Source organism: Caballeronia sp. ATUFL_F1_KS39 (assembly GCF_023630985.1).
Classification (GTDB): Bacteria; Pseudomonadota; Gammaproteobacteria; order Burkholderiales; family Burkholderiaceae; genus Caballeronia; species Caballeronia zhejiangensis.
The window spans coordinates 1-19,185 of sequence record NZ_JALQDZ010000008.1 but is presented as its reverse complement, the minus strand read 5'-3'; the positions used below and the strand labels follow the sequence as shown (position 1 = coordinate 19,185).

General features: G+C 66.2%; 23 protein-coding genes. 10 read left to right on the top strand and 13 right to left on the bottom strand.

What is annotated here, in order from left to right; translation table 11 throughout:
- Positions 1-3 precede the first annotated feature (3 nt).
- Positions 4-324, bottom strand: a complete 321-nt coding sequence (locus NCR93_RS07275; RefSeq protein WP_034474202.1) for a hypothetical protein — start codon at positions 322-324, stop codon at positions 4-6.
- A 114-nt stretch (positions 325-438) separates the two neighbouring features.
- Between NCR93_RS07275 and NCR93_RS07270 the strand changes: the two genes are divergently transcribed.
- The 3 genes from NCR93_RS07270 (at position 439) to tehA (ending at position 2,128) form a co-directional block, all read left to right on the top strand.
- Positions 439-582, top strand: a complete 144-nt coding sequence (locus tag NCR93_RS07270; protein ID WP_250532193.1) for an alpha/beta fold hydrolase — start codon at positions 439-441, stop codon at positions 580-582.
- A gap of 143 nt (positions 583-725) precedes the next feature.
- Complete coding sequence (locus NCR93_RS07265) at positions 726-995, top strand: hypothetical protein (protein ID WP_008349582.1); 270 nt, start codon at positions 726-728, stop codon at positions 993-995.
- A 98-nt stretch (positions 996-1,093) separates the two neighbouring features.
- Positions 1,094-2,128 (top strand): dicarboxylate transporter/tellurite-resistance protein TehA, encoded by a 1,035-nt coding sequence (gene tehA / locus NCR93_RS07260; protein WP_175983153.1) that lies wholly within the window; start codon positions 1,094-1,096, stop codon positions 2,126-2,128.
- Positions 2,129-2,131: 3 nt separating this feature from the next.
- On the opposite strand, the gene NCR93_RS07255 is transcribed toward tehA, so the two are convergent.
- The 7 genes from NCR93_RS07255 to NCR93_RS07225 form a co-directional block, all read right to left on the bottom strand.
- Complete coding sequence (locus tag NCR93_RS07255; protein WP_175983154.1) at positions 2,132-2,917, bottom strand: 3',5'-cyclic-nucleotide phosphodiesterase; 786 nt, start codon at positions 2,915-2,917, stop codon at positions 2,132-2,134.
- Positions 2,918-2,923: 6 nt separating this feature from the next.
- Positions 2,924-5,152, bottom strand: a complete 2,229-nt coding sequence (locus NCR93_RS07250; protein ID WP_175983155.1) for a CHASE2 domain-containing protein — start codon at positions 5,150-5,152, stop codon at positions 2,924-2,926.
- Positions 5,149-5,295, bottom strand: coding sequence for a hypothetical protein (locus NCR93_RS07245; RefSeq protein ID WP_160297415.1), 147 nt, complete (start codon positions 5,293-5,295; stop codon positions 5,149-5,151). The genes NCR93_RS07250 and NCR93_RS07245 overlap by 4 nt, the downstream gene beginning before the upstream one ends.
- A 10-nt stretch (positions 5,296-5,305) precedes the next feature.
- A complete protein-coding gene (locus NCR93_RS07240) occupies positions 5,306-5,953 on the bottom strand; it encodes a FecR family protein (RefSeq protein ID WP_175983156.1) in 648 nt (215 codons plus the stop codon).
- An 8-nt stretch (positions 5,954-5,961) separates the two neighbouring features.
- Entirely contained in the window at positions 5,962-7,728 is a 1,767-nt protein-coding gene (locus NCR93_RS07235) for a ShlB/FhaC/HecB family hemolysin secretion/activation protein (RefSeq protein ID WP_239295544.1), read from the bottom strand.
- Positions 7,701-10,004: a two-partner secretion domain-containing protein gene (locus NCR93_RS07230; protein WP_239295545.1), complete on the bottom strand. Its 2,304-nt coding sequence runs from the start codon at positions 10,002-10,004 to the stop codon at positions 7,701-7,703. The genes NCR93_RS07235 and NCR93_RS07230 overlap by 28 nt, the downstream gene beginning before the upstream one ends.
- Positions 10,005-10,170: 166 nt before the next feature.
- The gene (locus NCR93_RS07225; protein ID WP_008349593.1) at positions 10,171-11,088 is read right to left on the bottom strand and encodes a LysR family transcriptional regulator; all 918 of its coding nucleotides are present in this window, start codon (positions 11,086-11,088) and stop codon (positions 10,171-10,173) included.
- A 235-nt stretch (positions 11,089-11,323) separates the two neighbouring features.
- Here NCR93_RS07225 and NCR93_RS07220 point away from each other — a divergent pair, with 235 nt between their 5' ends.
- The 3 genes from NCR93_RS07220 to NCR93_RS07210 all read left to right on the top strand — a co-directional run bounded on the left by NCR93_RS07220 (position 11,324) and on the right by NCR93_RS07210 (position 12,558).
- On the top strand, positions 11,324-11,674 hold the full coding sequence (locus NCR93_RS07220; protein ID WP_175983157.1) for a hypothetical protein: 351 nt from the start codon (positions 11,324-11,326) through the stop codon (positions 11,672-11,674).
- Between the two features lie 30 nt (positions 11,675-11,704).
- Complete coding sequence (locus tag NCR93_RS07215) at positions 11,705-11,956, top strand: hypothetical protein (RefSeq protein WP_239295546.1); 252 nt, start codon at positions 11,705-11,707, stop codon at positions 11,954-11,956.
- Positions 11,957-12,024: 68 nt separating this feature from the next.
- Positions 12,025-12,558: a cupin domain-containing protein gene (locus NCR93_RS07210; protein WP_008349599.1), complete on the top strand. Its 534-nt coding sequence runs from the start codon at positions 12,025-12,027 to the stop codon at positions 12,556-12,558.
- Positions 12,559-12,562: 4 nt separating this feature from the next.
- On the opposite strand, the gene NCR93_RS07205 is transcribed toward NCR93_RS07210, so the two are convergent.
- A complete protein-coding gene (locus NCR93_RS07205; protein ID WP_175983158.1) occupies positions 12,563-13,510 on the bottom strand; it encodes a DMT family transporter in 948 nt (315 codons plus the stop codon).
- A gap of 323 nt (positions 13,511-13,833) precedes the next feature.
- On the opposite strand from NCR93_RS07205, the gene NCR93_RS07200 reads away from it, so the two are divergent.
- Entirely contained in the window at positions 13,834-14,307 is a 474-nt protein-coding gene (locus NCR93_RS07200) for an ElaB/YgaM/YqjD family protein (protein ID WP_175983159.1), read from the top strand.
- Positions 14,308-14,375: 68 nt separating this feature from the next.
- Positions 14,376-14,831 (top strand): response regulator, encoded by a 456-nt coding sequence (locus NCR93_RS07195; protein ID WP_008349604.1) that lies wholly within the window; start codon positions 14,376-14,378, stop codon positions 14,829-14,831.
- A gap of 39 nt (positions 14,832-14,870) precedes the next feature.
- On the opposite strand, the gene NCR93_RS07190 is transcribed toward NCR93_RS07195, so the two are convergent.
- The 3 genes from NCR93_RS07190 to NCR93_RS07180 all read right to left on the bottom strand — a co-directional run bounded on the left by NCR93_RS07190 (position 14,871) and on the right by NCR93_RS07180 (position 16,356).
- Positions 14,871-15,146 carry a DUF1488 family protein gene (locus tag NCR93_RS07190; protein WP_008349606.1) on the bottom strand — a complete coding sequence of 92 codons (276 nt, stop codon included), beginning with the start codon at positions 15,144-15,146 and terminating at the stop codon, positions 14,871-14,873.
- A 202-nt stretch (positions 15,147-15,348) separates the two neighbouring features.
- Positions 15,349-15,573 carry an FmdB family zinc ribbon protein gene (locus NCR93_RS07185; RefSeq protein ID WP_008349608.1) on the bottom strand — a complete coding sequence of 75 codons (225 nt, stop codon included), beginning with the start codon at positions 15,571-15,573 and terminating at the stop codon, positions 15,349-15,351.
- An 84-nt stretch (positions 15,574-15,657) separates the two neighbouring features.
- On the bottom strand, positions 15,658-16,356 hold the full coding sequence (locus NCR93_RS07180; protein WP_008349610.1) for a carbonic anhydrase: 699 nt from the start codon (positions 16,354-16,356) through the stop codon (positions 15,658-15,660).
- A 244-nt stretch (positions 16,357-16,600) separates the two neighbouring features.
- On the opposite strand from NCR93_RS07180, the gene NCR93_RS07175 reads away from it, so the two are divergent.
- Positions 16,601-16,912, top strand: a complete 312-nt coding sequence (locus NCR93_RS07175) for a TFIIB-type zinc ribbon-containing protein (protein WP_008349612.1) — start codon at positions 16,601-16,603, stop codon at positions 16,910-16,912.
- Positions 16,913-16,972: 60 nt separating this feature from the next.
- Positions 16,973-17,479 (top strand): CBS domain-containing protein, encoded by a 507-nt coding sequence (locus NCR93_RS07170; protein WP_008349614.1) that lies wholly within the window; start codon positions 16,973-16,975, stop codon positions 17,477-17,479.
- 4 nt (positions 17,480-17,483) lie between these two features.
- Here the strand turns inward: NCR93_RS07170 and NCR93_RS07165 are convergent, their stop codons facing one another.
- Positions 17,484-18,869 (bottom strand): glycosyltransferase family 9 protein, encoded by a 1,386-nt coding sequence (locus NCR93_RS07165; protein WP_175983160.1) that lies wholly within the window; start codon positions 18,867-18,869, stop codon positions 17,484-17,486.
- Positions 18,870-19,185: the final 316 nt, after the last annotated feature.

The window sequence follows — 19,185 nt, the reverse complement described above, 5'->3', positions numbered from 1 at the left end:
GCTTTATTCGAGCCACTTTCGTACGTCCTGTTCCCAATCGGGCTGGCCGCAGTTCGGCGGATTCTCCGGCCCGAGCACGGTGATGTAGCCCTTGTCCTTCATGCACGCCTCGTAGGCGCGCACCTGCGTGCAACGGCCCGCGCCGGCTCTTTTCGCGGCGCCCTTGCATGCGGACATCGCGTTGTCCATGCCGCTGAAATCGGCATCGCCGTCGTTATTCCATGAAGGCGGATTCGCGCTCGCCGAAAACTCGACAGGCGTGCTGCACGCGACGAGCGCGAATGCAGCGGCGGGAAGAAGGCACAAGCGGAAGAATCGATTCATCTGCTTTAACTCCTTGTTCTTAAGCTCTTGTTGAACGCGCGCAATTCGCCGCCTATTATTCCCCGCTGCCGTTGGCGCGTCGCGTTTTCTTTTCTCGCGGGCGCGAACGACGATGTGCTTGCCGATACCAACGCGCGCCATCTCGAACAGATGATTCCGCGCGCGACGCTCGATGTGGTCAGCGACGCGGGACACGCGCTGATGTTCCGGTATCCGAGCGAGCTCGCGCGGCATATCGATGCGTTCGTCGCGAGGTGAGCGACGCCGAACACGTCTATCGCTTCATAGCGCACAGAACGCACGCGTTTTAGCTTGTCGGCGCATTTCCCGGCCCTTCATACTGTCGCGCAACCGCGATGCGAAAGCGCGCGCCGATAACAAGAAGAGCCGGGGAAACCACCATGAAGTCACGCTTCACTGCCGTTCACCTGCGTCCCGTCGAACTTGCCGATCCGCATCTCGCGCATCTCTACATGGAATGCGCCGATGCCGAGGCGCGTCTGTCGGGCGCGAGCAGAGTCGCGGCGGTCGCCGTGTACGAAGCCCGTGAGAAGACGCTCGATCGTCTGTGGTCGCGTCTCGATGCGCTCGATCCGAGACTGTGCCGCGAGCTGAAACACGCGGTAGAGGACTGGCACGAAATCGCGGTGAAGCTGCGCGGCGGCGACTGATTGAGACGCGCGCGCAGCGCAATGAGACGCTGCGGCATTCGCGCGGAAGGCCGCCGCCACTAACCTTTCTCCAACGACGCAAATCAAGGAGAAGGGCAATGAACGGCAACAATGGTACGAACAATCGCGCGCCGATGCCGGCTGCGTTCTTCGGCATCGCGGTCGGCGGGCTCGCGCTCGCGGGCGCATGGCGCGCGGCGGCTCGCGTGTGGGCGATTCCGGATGCGGTGCCCGCATGGCTGACGGCGGGCGCGCTCGTCGTCTGGATCGCGATGCTCGTCGCATACGGGCGCAAGTGGCTCGTCCAGCGCGATGCGGCCATCGCGGAAATGCGTCATCCGGTGCAGTCTTCGTTCGCGGCGCTCGTGCCGGTATCGGCGATGCTCGTCGCACAAGCCGTGCAGCCTTATTCGCGGCCGCTCGCGATCGCGCTCTTCGCGATCGGCGTCGCGAGTTCGCTCGCGCTCGGCGCGTATCTGCATGGCCGGTTCTGGCAGGGCGGCCGCAAGCCCGAGCTGACGACGCCCGCCATCTACCTTCCGACGGTCGCGCCCAGCTTCGTCGCGGCGACGGCGGCGGCCGGGCTCGGTTTCACGCAAATCGGCATGTTGCTGTTCGGCGCGGGCGTGTTCTCGTGGCTCGCGATCGAATCGATCGTGTTGCATCGCGCTGCCGTGCATGAACCGCTGCCCGAAGCATTGCGCCCTACGCTCGGCATCCAGCTTGCGCCGCCGGTCGTCGGAGGCGTGTCGTATCTCGCGATCACGCACGGCGTACCCGATACGTTCGCATACATGCTGCTCGGCTACGGTCTCTATCAGGCGCTGATGCTCGCGCGCCTCGTGCCCTGGATTCGCCAACGCGCGTTCACGCCTTCGTACTGGGCCTTCAGCTTCGGTGCCGCCGCATTGCCGACGATGGCTATTCGCATGCTCGAACGCGGCGCCGCCGGCCCGATGACGTGGATCGCACCGGCTGCGTTCGTCGTGGCCAACGTGGTGATCGGTCTCATGATCGCGGGAACGGTGCGGGCGATCGTGCGAGGCGAGTTGCTGCCGGCCGCGGTTACATCGGCGCCGGCGAACGTCACGCCGATCAGCATCGAGCGTCGTGCGGCAGCGGGTTCGCGTTGAACATCACAACGTCAGCACTTCGCCCGCGCGCAACGCACGCAGCGACACATCGGGCAACGCGGCGCGCAGTTCTTCCAGAATCTGCGCGCCGTGCGGCGGTTTCAGATGCGAAATCAGCAATTCGGCTTTCATCGCGCGGCCACGCAGATCATCGGCGATGAGCTTCGGGCAATAGTGATGCGCCGCACGCGCCAACGCGATCTGCGCATCCGGATACGCGGTCTCGACGATCACATGGCGCAGTCCCGGCAACGCGCACACGGCGGCCCAGAACTCGGGATTGCTCGTCGTATCGCCGCTGAACGCGATGCACGCCGTTGCGTTCGACACCGCCAGCCCCATCGACGGCACCGTATGCCGCGCGGGCAATGCCGTCACGGTGCGCCCGTTCAGCATGAAGCATTCGCCGACCTCCAGCGCTTCGAAGCGCACGCCCGGCGCATCGGGCGAAGGAATGCGCGTGAAGTCCGGCCAGATCAGATTGTTGAAGATGTGCGCCTGAAGTATGTCGAGCGTCGCGCGGCTCGCGTGAACGACGAGCGGCCTATCGCGCGAGTCGCTCGTGGCATCGATCATGAGCGGCAGATACGCAATGTGATCCAGATGCGAGTGCGTGAGAAACACATGATCGATACGCGCGAGTTCGTCGTCGGTAAGCACGGCGACGCCCGTGCCGGCATCGATCATGATGTCGCCGTCGACGAGCAGCGCCGTCGTGCCGCCGCGATCGCCCGCATCGTCGCCGCCGCTCCTGATCGCGCCGCTACAGCCGAGTACCCGAACGTTCATGATGATTCATTTCGTGTCGAATTCGCTTACGCAATCCCAGTCCTCGGGCAACGCAATGCCGCGCAGCGCATCGATGCGCCTGCGATACATCGCGTACACCTGTCGCTCAGGATACTGCGCCGCGAGCGTCGCGAGTAGCGTTTGCGCTTCGTCCCACTCGCGCGCGCGATAGTGCGCGAGCGCCGCGTGCCAGCGCGTGAGCGCATCGCCGTGTTCGTGCGGGGGCTGCGGCTCGAACACCGCAATCGGCGCGACGCGTCCTTTCACGCGCACGCGATCGATCTCGCGGAACGCGATATCCGTCACCCGTTCGCGCGTCGCTTCGCCCACGATGATGTCGATATCGAAGCGCCGCGTGAGGCCTTCGAGCCGCGCCGCGACATTCACGGCATCGCCCATCACGGTGTAGGCGCGGCGCACGTGCGAGCCCATGTCGCCGACGGTCATCGGCCCCGTATTGATGCCGATGCCGATCCACAGCGTCGGCCAGCCGCGCGCCGTGAGCGTGCGGTTCAGCTCGACGAGCGCCGCGCGCATGCCGAGCGCCGCCGCGACGGCGTTGCGCGCGTGATCCGGATCGTCGACGGGCGCACCCCAGAAACCCATGATCGCATCGCCGATGTACTTGTCGAGCGTGCCGCGATGCGCGCGGATCACTTCGGTCATCGTGCCGAGATACTCGTTCATCAGACGCGCGAGCGCTTCCGGCTCCAGCGTCTCCGCGATGGCCGTGAAGCCGAGCACGTCGCAGAACAGCACGGTCAACTCGGCGCGCCGCCCGGCCATGCTGTAGTCCTCCGGATGACGGCTCATTTCCTCGACGAGCTCGGGCGGCACGTATTGCCCGAACAGCGCGGTGAAATGGCGTTTCGCGCGCGCCTCGACGAAGTAGCCGTACGACATGTTGAGCACGTAGAGCGCGAGCGCGGCGAGCAGCGGCGACGCCACAGGAATCGACCAGCGAAGCCGCGCGAACGCGAAGAGATCCGCCGCGACGACGAGCGCGAGCAACATCGCGGTGAAGATCGTCGCGCGCGCGGGCATGTGCCACGGCCAGAGGAAGATCATCGCGAGTCCGATGAGCGCGAGCATCGACGCCTGCAACGCCGACGCGAACGGGGGTTCGAAGCGGATCGTATCGTCGAGCATGCCGCCGATCAGATTCGCGTTCACCTCGACGCCCGGATAAACCTCGCCGACGGGCGTCGTGCGCTGATCCATCAGGCCCGGCGCCGTCGTGCCGACGAGCGCGATCTTGCCCGCGAGCGCGTTGGCGGGAATGCGCTCTCCGAGCACGTCGGCGATGGAGTAATACGGGAAGCTGCCGGTCGGGCCGCGATAGGGCACGAGCGCCGCGCCGTTTTCATCGACAGGAATCGTGCGCGTGCCGCGCGGCGTCGTGAGCGCGAGTCCCGCGAGCGGCGCGGCGGGATCGGTTGCGTCGTCGAAGACCGGTGTCACCGCGGCGTCGCCGAACAGCGCGCGGATCACTTCAAGCGACAGCGCGCCGTACACGCCGTCGCGATAGGCCGCGATGAGCGGCACGCGGCGCACGGAGCCGTCGAAATCGATCACGGGATTGAAGTATCCGGCGCGCTTCGCCGCCTGTTGCAGCGCGGGCAGATTGCCGCCGTAGCTCGTCCAGTCGAAGAGCATGAGCGGATGCGCGCCGAACGCGCGCTCGCTCATCAAGGGCGATGGAATCGCGCCGCTCGATGCATCGCGATTCGAAAAGTAAAAGCCGAGCACGACGGGATGACCGGCAAGGGCATCGGCGAAACGGCGGTCGTAATCGAGGCGCGGAGCAAGCGCATCGAGCGTCTTGCGGTACGCGGCGTCCTCGGCGAGCGGGCCGCGCGCGAGTTCGTCGAGCACGGCAAGGCCCGAACTCGCGTCGGCTTCCGCGAACACCATGTCGAAGCCGAGCACCGCGATGCGCTCGCGCGAAAACAGCGTATCGACGAGCGCCGCCATGCGCGCGCGATCCCACGGCCAGCGGCCCAGTTCGGCGAGGCTTTTCTCGTCGATATCGAGAATCGCGATGCGCGCGTCCGTCGTGCGCGGCATGAAGAGACGCACTTTCGCGTCGTAGATCATCGCGTCGAGCGAATCGATGAAGCGGATGTCGTAGCGCGACAGCGCATGTCCCGCGAGCGCGACGACGATCGCGAGCCCGAGCGCCCAGCGCGCGCCCGAGCGTTTGAACGTGAACGCGAGCGGTTCTCGCACCCTCATTGCGCGGCCCGGATCTGCTCGTTCGCGACGACGAGCCGCGCCGCCAGCACGCGCGCGTGCGCATCGACGCCGAAAGACATGAGCGCCGCGTGCAACTGCGCTGCGCGCATGACGTCCGTATCGCGGCTCGTGTTTTCGCTCATCGTGGGCTCGCTAACGGCACGCCGCCGACGGCACCACCGGCGTCACGCGCGATGCCGGCAGCACGCCGAACGGCAGCCGCGGACTCACGACGATCGCGCCTTCGCCCGCGCGCACGATCTGCCTGTCGACCTGATTGATGACGACGATCTGACCATCGTAGACGACGATCTGATCGCCCTTGCAATCCGCGTTCGCGCCCGGTTCGAGATTCGCGCAATCGGTGACGGAATATTCGGTGCCGCGTATGCCGATGGTCGACGTCGGCGTCTTCACGCGATAGTTCTCCGGCTTGCCTTCCTTCGCGACGAGCCCGTCGAGCGCGCGCAATCCGCCTTTCACGAGCGACAGAAAGCTGCGGTCTTCCTGCGGCGCGTTCGCCGCGTAATGAAAATCGTCGACGCGAAACACCGAGCCGGGCTTCAGATACACGCGCTGCTTGTCGGTGAAGATCATCACGATTTCAGAGCCGACGCCGGTCTCCACGGTGTCGCCGTTGTCGATGTCGCCGCCGACCGCCGCCACGCGTTGCGCGCCGCCCGCCGATTGAATCGCGACATTGCCGACGAGCGCGGTGATCGTCGCGACCGCTTCGGCGCACGCCGCGCGCGCGGTCATCGCCAGGAAGAGGAAGAGAAGAAGGTGTCGGGCGCGCGTCATGTTCGGTCTCAGAAGGACTTCGTGAGCGCGATCCAGAAGCGGTTCGCGTGTCCGGTGCCGAGCGTCGAAGGCACGTAGCCGAGCGTGTGCGCGTACGACATCGACAGCAGAAAGTCGTGCGACGCGACGAACGTCGCGCCGACGCCCAGCCCGGAAAGCCGGACGTGATCGCTGCCCGGCGCGACCGGATGCGCGGCGATCTTCCCGTCGGCGGTATCGATGAAGCCCGATAGCGTCACGAGCACCGGCACGAGCGATTGCCTGATCGTCTGCCGTAGTTCGATGGTCGCGATATACGCTTCGTCGACGGGCGCGTCGCCGGTCGCATAGGCGCGCACGGCATACGGGCCGCCGAGCGAGATCTGCTCGGACGAATCGAGATTGCGCGAAGTCGCCTGGCCGTTGAGCGAAAGGTAGAGCTGCGTGCCGTTGGCCTGATCGCCGATCACCTGCGTGTGCGTCACGGCGAACACGAACTTCGTGAACGCACCGGCGATCTGCGCGGCGATCTGTTCCGGCTGCGGCGTCTTATAGCGCAGGTTGCCTTGCTGGATAGCCGTGTCGAACGTCGTGATGCTCTTTTCGAGCGTCAGATTGCCCGAGAGCCCGAGCCGGCCGACATCGCTCGTCTTGTCGCTGACGGAATCGAACGCGCCGAGGTGATCCGACAGCAGCTTGTGGTCGTAGCCGAGCGTCGCGAATACGTTCGCCGACGGCGAGCGCAGCAGCGCGTAGCTCAGGAACGTCGAGAAGACATTGGCGCTGCCGTAGGCGTCGAGTTCGTCGAACTGACCGCCGACCGAATACGTCGAGCGCGTGTAGCCGACGCCCCACGCGAACCCGCTGCCGCCGACCGGCACCGTGTAGCCGATGTTGCCGTAGAACTGCCCGGTGATCGAGCCGAGCAGCCGCGCGCCCAACTGATCGCCGATGCCGAGCGGATTGTTCCATTGCAGCGCGCCGATGAGACGCGCGGTGCCGGTCGTCGTCTGGCCGTAGTTGTCGGCCTGCACGCTGCCGGAGACGGGCCGCGCGGTCGGCACGGCGAGCGTCATGTCGGAGGTGCCGGGAAGAAGGCCCGGCGAGATCGTCGCGTTCGCGCCCGTCGTGCCGGCCGCGTCCTGCGCGAGCAACGTGGCGCGGGTGAGGGCGCGCTCGTCGATCACATCGCCCGGTTCGAGCGCGCTGAAAAATCGCGCGATGACGGGGTCGCGCGTGCGCGACTGGTTGTCGATGTCGATGCGACCGTAACGTCCCTCGCTCACCGCGATACGCACGATGCCGTCATCGATCTGCTGCGGCGGCACATAGGCGCGCGCGACCAGATAGCCGTGCCGCCGATAGAACGCGCTCACGCGATCGGCGGCGCTTTCGAGATCGTCGAGCGAACGCCCCGCACCGATGAACGGCCGCACGGCGTCGAGCAGTTCCGCCGTCGGGAAAAGCGTGTTGCCGGTGAACGCGAAACCTTTCACTTCGAAGCGGATGCCTCCTGTTTCGCCGGAGACGGGCGGCGGTTCGGGCGCGGGCGTCACGTCCAGACGCAGATCGGAAGGCGGGACGGGCGCGGGCGCTTGCTGCTGCTGTTCGCGCAGGATGCTGCCCGCGTTCGGCAGCGTCTGGGCGTGCGTTTCGCGCATGTCGCGCGCCGTCGCCGCGACGAGCGTCGCGATGAGCACGGCGAGCCGGCGCGACGCGACGCTGTGGCGTCGTTCGCGGGGCCCGAAGCGTCGCACGCGCCTGGGCCTCACATGCGGCATACGTGACCGGGCCATGCGTCGTCCGGCAGACGGCTGCCGTCGCTCGTCGAATCGGTGCGCTGCTGCACGAGCGGCGCGGACTCCGGCTGACGGCCCGGCGTCGCGTTGTAGAGCGGCGCGGGATTGGCCGCGTCGGTACGTACGGAATCGAGAATGCCGGGCAGCGCCGCGACGGTCGTGACGGGCGTTTCCGGTTCTTGCGGCATCACCGGCTGTACGGGGACGGACGGCGGCGCAGGCGGCGGCGTGCCCGCGATGCGCAGCGTGCCGCCTTGCGTCGTGATCGTGTAGCCGGTCGGGCCGCCCGTCGCCGTGACCGTGATCGCGTACGTGCCGATCGCCGCGCCCGGCGTCGCGCCGGTGCTCGTCACCGTGAAGACGAACGGCTCGTGGTTCGCCGGGCTGTCGGCGAATGCGTTGCCGTAGTTCGCGCCGTTGTAGCGCAGCGCGATCGTCACGTCGTTCGGACCGAGCGTGCGCGGCGTCTCGAACGGCACGTCGATGTTGATCGCCGTCAACGTGACCTGCTGCCGCGCATTGAACGCGAACCGGTTGCCCGATGCCGATGCCGCGCGCGCATCGGCGCCGCCGGTGTAGGCATCGCCCCAGAGCGCGAGATTGCCGCTTTGCAGTCCGCCGAAGGCGTCGGCCTCGGGTGCGTCGGAGTAGACGAGCCAGCGGCCGTTCGGCGCGGAAAGCGCGTTCGCTCCCGCGCGGTTCGCGAAGGTCGCCGCGGCGAGCGTGATCGCCGTGCCGCTCGCGCGGCTCGCAATGGGCGCGGCGAGCGTGAGCGCGGGCGCCGTGAGCGTGACCGCGCCGCTCGCCGAAACGCCCGACAAACCCGCGACGCGGCCGATCGTGAGCGGCGCGCTATCGGCGATGTCGACGGAACCGGCGTTCGCCGCCAGCGTGCCGATGCGATTGCCCGCGTTCGTCAGCCGGTACGCGCCCGCGCCGCCTTGCAGGGCGACATTGGCCGCCTGGATGGGCGCCTGTTGTGTCGCGGTGCCGGCGGTCGTCATCGCGAGCGTGCCGCGCGGCGCGCTGATCGACGCGTCGACGTGGATGCCGCTCTGCGCCGCGAGCGAAAGCGTGTTGACGCCGCTCCACGCGACCGGGCCGTCGATCAGCACGAGGCCGAACGGCGCAAAGCCCGCCGGCGACGCGGCGCTGATCGACACATTGGTCGATTCGAGCACGCGCGAAAGCGTCGCGCCCTGAATCGTGCCGAAGCGCTGTCCGAATGCATCGCCGCCGCCGACGAGCGCGGCGAAGTCGCTTGCAATGCGCCACGTTCCGGTTTGTCCCGATGCCGCCGCCGTCGTGACCTGCGCGTCCGGCGCGACGCGCACCTGCGTGCCCGCCGTTTCGATGGCGCCGCCGTTGCCGCCATCCGGCGCGGATGCGTCGAGCGTGCCGCCGGCCTGCACGACGCCTTTGTCCGCGACGAGGCGGATCACGCCGTTCTGGTTCACGGCGCTTCTCGCGCGGATGACGCCCGTGTTGTTCACGACATTGGCGAGGAGCGCGTCCTCGGCGCTCGCGACGAGCCAGGCCTGACCGCCATCGGCCTGAATCAGACCGTGATTGGCGGCGAGCGCACGCAACGCGCCGCGCTCCACCGACAAGCCGATCATGCTGTGATCGCCGAGCGTGACCGCGATGCGCTCGCCCGCCGCGAGCGCCGCGAAACCGCCGGGCGAGTCGATCGTGCCGGCGTTGATCGCGCGCGCGCCGATCAGCGCGACATAACCGCCGGGCGCGCTCGTGAGCGTGCCGAGATTGACGACCGCCGCGCCGTCCTCGTGATGATGATGATGCCGATGCCAGCGCCCGTCGCCCGAAAAGGTGTAGTGGCCGCTCATGAAATCGCTCGTCGACAGATTGAGCGTCGATGCCAGCAATCCACCGACGTTCACCTGCGCGCCCGGCCCGAAGATCACACCGTTCGGATTGACGATGAACACCTGGCCGTTCGCGTCGAGCTTGCCGAAGAAGGCCGTCGGGCGCGGTCCGACGACGCGGTTCAGCGCGATCGAATTCGCGCCCGGCTGATTGAACGTGACCGCTTCGCCAGGGCGCGTGCTGAACGAATTCCAGTCGATGGCGAGGCGGCCGCTATTCTGCTGAATGATCGTGTTGGCGCCCGCGCTCGTCACCGAGCCGGAACCCGCGACGACGCGCGCGCCGCTCGGTTCCGCGCGCGCGGACATGCACGCCATGACGATGAGCGTGGCGATGCAGAGCCATCGCGCGGGGAACGCGGTGCTCGCGCGCAGAGTCTTGTTCATGTCGGCCGACTCCTTTCTGTTGCGGCGCATCGTCGTGACGAGATGCAGGCGCACCATCAAGCAGTTTAGTGTTCCGAAGCATGCTTGCAACTACGCGTTTAGAGAACCTTCGCATACGCGCTGTTCTTCGCCATTCGTATTAGGAACGCGGCGTTTTATCCGACGATCACGCGGCCTGGCTCGCGAGCGTCTCTTCGACGAACTCGCGCAGGAACGTGACCCACGTGCGGATCTTCGCATCGAGATACTGGCGGGACGCGTACATCGCGTAGATGGTCATTGTCTGAAGTTCGCACTCGGGCAGCACGCGCACGAGCGCGCCGCTGTCGAGCCACGGCAGCGCGGCGAGCATCGGCAGCGGCGCGATGCCGAGACCGTTCGACAGCGCGACCGCGAGTGCATCGGCGGAATTGACGCGCAGGCGGCCCGGGTCGAGCTCCACTTCGACGTGGCCGCGCGGGCCTTCGAAGACCCATCGGTCGACGGGGAAAAACGTCGTCACGAGTTGCAGGCACGCATGGTTCTTCAGATCGTCGATGCGCTGGGGCGTGCCCGCCCGTTTGAGATAGCCCGGCGACGCGCACAGCACGCTCGGCATCGAGCAGATTTTCGTGGAGACGAGCGCGGAGTCGGGCAGTGCGGACGTGGTGACTTGCAGGAAGACGTCGAAGCCTTCGTCGAGCATGTCGGGGATATGTTGCGAAAGCGTAAGCTCGACGCGCACCTGCGGATGCTGCTCGAGATAGCGCGTGAGCGCGGGCACCACGTAGTGCTGGCCGAAGGTGATCGGGGCATGCATGCGCAGCACGCCCGTCGGCGACACCTGGGCGTTGCTCGCCTCGGCCTCGGAGAGATCGACGAGTTCGAGCACTTCCTTGCAGCGCGTGAGATAACGGTTGCCGGCATCGGTGAGGGCGACGCGGCGCGTCGTGCGATTCAGAAGCCGCGTGCGCAGATGCGTTTCGAGTTCGGTGACCGCGCGCGAGGCCTGCGCCGTCGTGATGTCCATCTGCTGCGCCGCGACGGTGAAGCTGGCCGCTTCAGCCACGCGCGCAAAGATTCTCATGCTCCGCAACAAGTCCATCGTCCAGGCATCCGTTTGACGAAGCCGGAACTATCCCACGTCGGCGCAACAGCGCGCAACCTGCGCGGGCGAAGCGGCGTCGCGTCGGCTTTTCGCACATTCGTTTCAGGATTCACATCTGTTACAGGCGTTGTAACGCAGCCCGCACGCGGCGCGGCTACGATGGATTCACGGCTGCATATGAATCCAGGATCGCATCGCGGTCTGCTTGTCGGCCTTCTCAGACGAGGACGAAATGAACATCAAGGGCTTGGTCGGGATCGGTATCGCGTTGTCGGCGGGACTCGCTTGCGAAGCCGCCGTGGCGGGCGTGAGCCTGGGCATCAATCTCGGGGTTCCGGTTGCGCCGGTTTATGCGGCGCCGGTGTACGTCGCGCCCGCGCCCGTCTATGCGCCGCCTCCGCCGCCCATGTACGCGCCGCCGCCTCCGCCCGTCGCCTATCAGCCCGCGCCGGTCATGGTTGCGCCCGCGCCGGCGATCGTCGTGGGTTGGCACGGCGACCGCTACTGGGATGGCTATCGCTACTGGGGACGCCGCGACTGGTACGCGCGTCACGGCGGCTATTACGGCTATCGGCACTGGTAAGCCGGAAGCCGGCGGCAACGGGGCATCATCATGGAAAATTCAACTCGAACTCGAACCCGGTCGCGCCTCGCGCGCTCGCTGATCGTGCCCGTCGCGCTCGTGGCGGCGGCGGGGCTCGGCGGCTGCGTTTATGCGCCGCCCTATGGCTATGCGCCCGCGCCCGCTTATGGCTACGCGCCTGCCTATGGCTATGCGTATGGACCGGGCTACTACGCGGCGCCATCGGTGTCGCTCGGCATCGGCTTCTCGAGCGGCGGCGGCGGTCACTGGCACGGCCGCTGACGCGCGGTCCATTCCGACTGGAACGTGCGTTGCTGCGATTTCTCTGACTCTTTCGGAGAAAGCGCAACATGACCGAGCAAACTGCAAGCTTGCTGTCGCAACACGCCCGCTGCGAGCATTTCATGCTGCCGCCGAACGGCTGGGTGCCAAATAACACGCGGCTGCCCGTCCTGGTGTGGCGCGGCGCGATCGACCCGAAAGCCACCGATTGCGCCGAGCGCTTCGAAGCGCTTTTCGCGCAGAACGGCTGGCCGCCGCAGTGGCGCGACAGTGTCTTCGACTATCACCATTTCCATTCGACCGCGCATGAGGCGCTCGGCGTCGCATCGGGCGACGCCGAACTGATTCTCGGCGGCCCGCATGGCCGCGTGATCGCGGTCAGCGCCGGCGACGCGCTCGTCCTGCCTGCCGGCACCGGCCATTGCCTGCTGACGGCCGGACGGCGCTTTCAGGTCGTCGGGGCTTATCCGCCGGGGCAGCAATGGGATATCCGCCGCGAAGCGATCAGCGAGCAGGAACGCATCGCGATGGAAGAACTGCCGTTCCCGCGAAGCGATCCCGTCGCCGGAGAGGACGGGCCGCTCGCGCGTCACTGGCATTAGCCGATCACGCTTTGCTTTCCTTCACGCATTGAGACCGGCGCGCGCCGACGAGCGGCACGCGCTTGATCACGCCCGTCGCGAGCGCCGTGCCGACCAGCACGATCGCGCAGGCGGCCGCCATGCCCATCGACACGCGCTCGGCGAGAAAGAGCGCGCCCCACAGAATCCCGAAGATCGGAATCAGGAACGTGACGGTGATCGCGCGTGCGGGCCCGGCGACCGCGATCAGATGGAAGAACATCATGTAGGCGAGGCCCGTGCACGCGACGCCCAGCCCGAGCACCGCGCCCCACGCGTGCAACGATACGGCGCCGGCCGGCCAGAAAAAGAGCGCGAAGGGCAGAAGCACGATCGTCGCCGCGCTCATCGTGCCGGCGGCGACCGTCAGCGAATCGACGCCCATCAGATGCTTTTTCGTGTAACTCGCGGCGACGCCGTACGAAGCCGATGCGGCGAGCGCGGCGAGTGCGGCCAGCGCGGTCGCCATCGGGGAGGCGGCGGCGCTTGCGTCGTGCGCGAACATCTGATCCCAGACGAGCGCGAGCACGCCCGCGAAGCCGATCGCAAGTCCCGCCACGCGCATGCGCGTCAGCCGGTCGCTCAACCACAGATACGCGACGATCGCGCCCCAGAGCGGCGTCGTCGCGTTGATGACCGACGTGACGCCCGCCGACAGCGTCAGCTCGGCATACGCGAAGAGACAAAACGGCGCGGCGGAATTGAGGACGCCGACGACGAGGAGCGGCCACGCGCGTTCGCGCATCGTCGAGAAGGCTGGCCGCGCCTTGCCGCGCAGCGCGAGCATCAGAAGCAGAAACAGCGCGCCGATGCCCACGCGCAACGCCATCAGCGGCGCGACGCCGAGATCGGTCACGCCGACGCGGATGAACAGGAACGAGCCGCCCCAGAGCGCGGCGAGAACGAACAGTTGAGCGAGATTGACGGGATTCATGGCGGCTTGGCGATAGAAGTTGGGAGCGAAACCATCGTATCGGCGTGCGTCGTGCCGACGTTTCGGCGCGGCGTGAAACGAAAGATGCGGCGCGATTCACCCGCTCGCCCAGCTCCCGGAATCCCGCATCGTAGGCGCGCGCCGATGCCGCCGCAAACGAGCATTTCTCACCGTTATGTGAGAAAAATTGCCAAGCGCCGCGCGACTCGACCGACCGCGGACGCCGAGGTTGCTGGCAGGCCCGATCGGTGCGACTCTTGCATGATCGAAAGATGGACGATGGTTCTTGCAGCGCGATGGACGCAGTCAACGGGAGAGAAGCCATGGACAATGCAAACGGCAACGCATCCACGATTCAGTCGATGCAAAACGGCGACCGGGCCGATCCGCCGCTCTCGCGCCGCACGGTCGCGAGCGCGATGGACGCGGCGCTCGCGCCCGGCATGGCGCACGGACAGGCCGCGAGCGTGACGCCGCTCACGCCGGGCGAGGCGCACAAGCCCGCAAGGTATTCGCCGTATCACGTGCACGGCGATGTGCTCGAAGGCGGCGACAGTCCGACGGTGCTCGCGCAGCCCGCCGCGACGCACGCCGCGGGACAGGGCAGTCAGTACCATCCGTCGCGACCGATGCCGCGGCGCGCGCGCGACGTGCTGGCGGGCGCGCAGGACGTCATCGCGACGCAGTACAGGCAGGCGAAGGAGGGCACGGACGATTACGTGCACGACAATCCGTGGAAATCGATTGCGCTGGCGGCGGTCGGCGGGCTCATCGTCGGTCTGCTGGCCGCACGCTGAAGCGCGGCGGGCCTCAACCTTGCTGGGTTGCTGATATCGGCAGAGGCTTATCGCCGTGCCGGACCGACATGGAAGAACGATCGTACGACCTCTGCACCGACCGGTGCGAAATCTGGAATCCGCTGACGATGGCGCTCGCCAGTCCGCGGCGCGTCTTGATCGTGCATTCGGAATCGAACGTCGGCGATTCGTTCGCGCTGCTCCTCGCGATGCGCGGTTTCGAGGCCGTGCAGATCGGCGATGCGGCGGCCGCGTCGCAATTCATCCGCAACTGGCGGCCGCAGGTGTTGTTCGTGGATACGCTCATCGGCGACGCGCACGACCACGCGCCGGCGCGCACGCTGCGCGAAGCGCTGACCGTCGATCGGACGGAGGGCGAAGTGGAGTTGCTGATTGCGCTCGCCGCCGATGCCAAGCAGGATCCGCGCGATGCATTGCACGCCGCGGGCTACGACGGCTTTTGCAGAACGCCGTGCCCGGTCTGGTGGATGTTCGACGTATTGAAGTGTTTCTACGTCCACTGATGCGGGCGGTGCATTGCGCCGCCGCCCGCCGCTTGAGACCTAAACCGCTCGCGATGCCTTGAAATCGTTGGTTTCCAGTTCGACCGACTGGCCGCCGTTGCGCTCGAGCGCGCGCCGGGCGGCGTCTTCGATTTGCACGCGTCCGCCTTCGAACGCGGAGAGGAGATCGTGCGACGACGTCCCGCTATTGCCGAAGTGATCGTTGAGCGCATCGAGGGAAATGCTGCACCACACCTCGCGGCCGTCCACCTTCGCCTCGAACGCGACACGCGCTGCCGCCACGACATGACGGCGCCCGCTGAACTCTATCGTCATCCTTATCACCTCCTGTTTTTCGTTCGGAACACGGTTGAGCGCGATCATCGCGAGAGTTGCAACGACGCGCCCGCGATGTCGATGCCTACGACTGCGTGCGGCCTTGCGCGCCGCGCACGTCGTCTTGCATGATACGCCCGCGCTGCGCGGGGCGTACGGGAGGTGACTTTGCAATGACCGTGCCCGCGCGGTACAAAGCGCCCTATCCGCAGCAGAGGCAGCCGCCGCGATGCCTCATGCCGTAACTGCCGGCTTCTTCGGCGGCGCCGGCGGATGCGCTCGAACCGCCCACGCTCGGCGCGCCGATCGTCACGCGCGCAGCGGTCGCGCCGCATTGTGGACAGGCCGCGGGATCGTCGCGCTCGGCGATGCGGCGGACGGCTTCGAACGCGCCGCAATCCGCGCATTCGTAATCGTAGACAGGCATGACGTTTTCACTCGGAGAAAGAGGGCATCGATCACGGTAGCAAGCGCTATGCAACGCCTCGCCGCGAAGCCGGGCGTGCCGATGTCAACGCCCGTCCTTGCGCAACAGGCGCAGACGCGCTTCTTCGAGCGACTCGAACTTGCTGTCGGCCTCGTCGTAGATCGACACCTTGCCGCGCCCGATGTCGTACACCCAGCCCTGCACCTGCAGCTTGCCGAGCGCGAGCCGCCCCGCGACCGCCGGATGCGTGCGCAGATGCGTCAGTTGCAGGCGGATGTTCTCCTCGACCATCGCCTGGACGATGCGTTCTTCTTCCAGCTTGCGCGCCATCACGACGCTGCGCGCGGCTTCGGCGTTGCGCAGCCATGCGTGAACCGTCGGCATTTCATCGGCGATGGCCGCGCCTGACGCGAGACCTTTCATCGCGCCGCAATCCGAGTGGCCGCAAATCACGATCTGCCGGACGTTGAGCGCGAGCACCGCGAATTCCACCACCGCCGACACGCCGCCGAGCATCTCGCCATAAGCCGGCACGATGTTGCCGATGTTGCGGCACACGAAAAGCTCGCCAGGGCGCGTCTGCGTGATCATTTCCGGCGATACGCGCGAATCCGCGCAGGTAATGAAGAGCGTATGCGGCGCCTGCTGGCGCGCGAGGCTCTTGAACAGCGCTTCGCTGTCGGGGAACACGAAACGGCTGAAGTCGTCGGCGCCTTGCAGCAGGTACAGCAGGTCGCCGGTTTCGGCGCCGTGGCGTTCTTCGCTCATCGATTTGTCGGACATGGTGTCGCCTTTGTTGTGCGGTTCCGACGCGCGTGCGTGCGCGTCACGTCAAGGCGAAAGCTTGCGGGGTTTTGAGATGGATCGCAAGTCGCTCCGATTCAAGACCTTCACGGGCGCACCAATTCGGTGCGAGGGCATCATCCGGTTCGGTTTTCCCGAAGTGACGCGCTCAAAATCTCCTATTTTTCGACGCGTACCATTCCGCTAGATTGTTTTCATTGAAAGCAATCAGAAAGGAACCGACATGAAATGCCCGGTATGTCCCGCGACCGAACTACTGATGACCGTGCGCGAGGGCATCGAAATCGACTATTGCCCGCACTGTCGCGGCGTGTGGCTCGACCGCGGCGAGCTCGATCAGATCATCCGGCGCGCGGCGCAGGCGTCGCTCGCGGAGGCGCAAGCGTCCGGGCGCGACGAATGGGACGAGCGCGGACACGATCGCGAGCGCCGCACGCATCGGCAGGACGGTTACCACTACGGCGATTCGCGCGGCAAGCGCGAACATGCGCGGCGCAAAAAATCCTTTCTCGGCGATCTGTTCGACTTCGACTGATCGGCGAGCGTCACGCGCATCGGCAGTAATTCGGCGGCAAAACAGCAAGGAGAACGGCAAATGTCAACGGTTAAGCAAGTCCTGAAGGCAAAGCGCGACACGACGGTTCACACCATCGACGCGGAGGCGAGCGTGTACGAAGCGATCGCGCTGATGTCGCGGGCGGAAGTGGGCGCGCTCGTCGTCGTGGTGGGCGACGCGGTGTGCGGCATCGTCACCGAACGCGACTATGCGCGCAAGGTGATCCTGCAGGACAAAGTCTCGCGGACGACCACCGTATGCGAGATCATGACCGCGCCGGTGATGTCGGTCAGCCTCGGAACGAGCGCCGACGAATGCATGACGCTAATGACGCGGCAGCGGATTCGCCATCTGCCGGTGATCGAGGGCGGCCGGCTCGTCGGGATGATTTCGATCGGCGATATGGTGCGGCATCTGATCGAGGAGCAGCAGTTCGCCATCGACCAGCTCGAAAGCTATGTGCGCGGCCCGCGCCACGATGCACCGACGTGCGCGCTCACGCGGCGTAGCGAGATTCCGCAGACACTCGCACTGCGTATCGTGTAGCGCGTCAGCGCGCTTGCGCCGTCAGAAGCGCCTGCAGGTTGCGCACGACATCGTTCCAGTCGCCGAGGCCGCGGGCGCGAACCAGGCGCATCGAGGCATACCAGGGCGTGACATGCGGATCGCGCTCGTAACGCCATTCCGCGACCTGATTGAGAAACAAGTAGCACGGCTTGCCGAGCGCCCCCGCGATGTGCGACAGCGCGCCATCATTGCCGACGAACGCATCGAGCCTGTCGATGATGCTCACGCTTTGCGTCAGCGTGACGTCGGAGGCGAGGGTGGTGAAGCGGTCGACGTCATTCGAACGCGGGGCGTTCAGCCAGCGCTTGCGCTCGAAGCCGCGCTGCATGACGACCCAGTGGATGTCGGGCGTGCTGTCGAAAAGCGGGACGAGATCAGGCAGGGCGAGGCTGCGGCTGGCGAAATTGTTCGCCGATTCGCACGACGACCAGAAAATGCCGACGCAGCGCCGGCCCTGCGCGCGCTGGCGGATCTCATCGACGATTGCATCGGCGGCGCAAGGATCGGCGGGCTCGATATAGCGTGCCGACGACGCATAACCGAGCACCGGGAAAAGCGCGGTAAAGAGCGCGAAAGGATCGGTCCACAGCGCGCCGTCCGTTGCGACGGCGAAGCCGGCCGCGCGCATGGCTTCGGCGTCTCGGGCGGATTCGGCATCGGGCATCGCGAAGCGATAGTTCCGGTCCGAGCCGTCGGCGTAGGCGATCTGCACGCCCAGCGCCTGAAGCGCGCCGGCGTAGCGCACCCAGTTCACTTGATCGCCGTGGCCCGACGCGATCGACGTCATCGTCAGATGCGCCGGCAGGACCCGCTGTCCGCACCAGTAATGCTCGATATCGACATCGGGAAACAGCACGCGGCGCGCTTCGTGCGATGACCAATAGCGATGCAACAGTTCGACGCCGCTCGCGATGCCGTTCAGGCGCATCGCGCTGCGTCCCTGATGATGTCCGAGCACATAGGCGGAATGTTCGTCGACGTCTTGCGCGCTCAGTTCCAGAACCCGGTCGTCGCAGCCGAGATAATGCCAGCCGTAGACGCGCCACAGGAATGCGAAGATCGGTGCGACATCGGGCTTGCATCCCACGTACTCGATCATGCTGAGCGCGACTTCCTTCAATCCGAGATGCGCGCACGCGTCGCACAGGCTGTGAAGCTGGAAGCCGAAGGTGTTCGATCGGCGCGTGAGCTCGCAGCCGATATCGACGGCGCGCAGAAATTCGCCCCCTCGCAGATGCGCGAGCGCGCGCGCGTGCAGGTACTCCGAGGTGTGTCCGTCGGCGGCGAAGCGACCATCGAGAAAACGGAAACATGCCTCGATTTCGCCTGCATACAGGCTGGAATGGAACTGCTGGTAACTGTCGATCATGGGAGCTTGCCGAGTCAGGTGGCGGCATTATTGCGTGCGCCGAAGCGTCGGGCGCGCAGGCGGCAAGCCTTTTCACAAAAATTTCGGATTCTTGATTAATGCGTTGATAATCCGACAATTTTTGAAAAATAGCGGCGCGTCTCGTTCGATTATAGGTGGCGTGCCGGCGGGGAAACTCGCTCGAGTCGGTCCCGGCGCGATGACCAAAACACGACATTCCAATTCGGCGTAACATCAAATGTCAAAGCAAAATTGAAATGTCGTACCACCGGCTAAATACAGATGTCGTGTTTTTGATGTGTGATTGGCTCTGTTT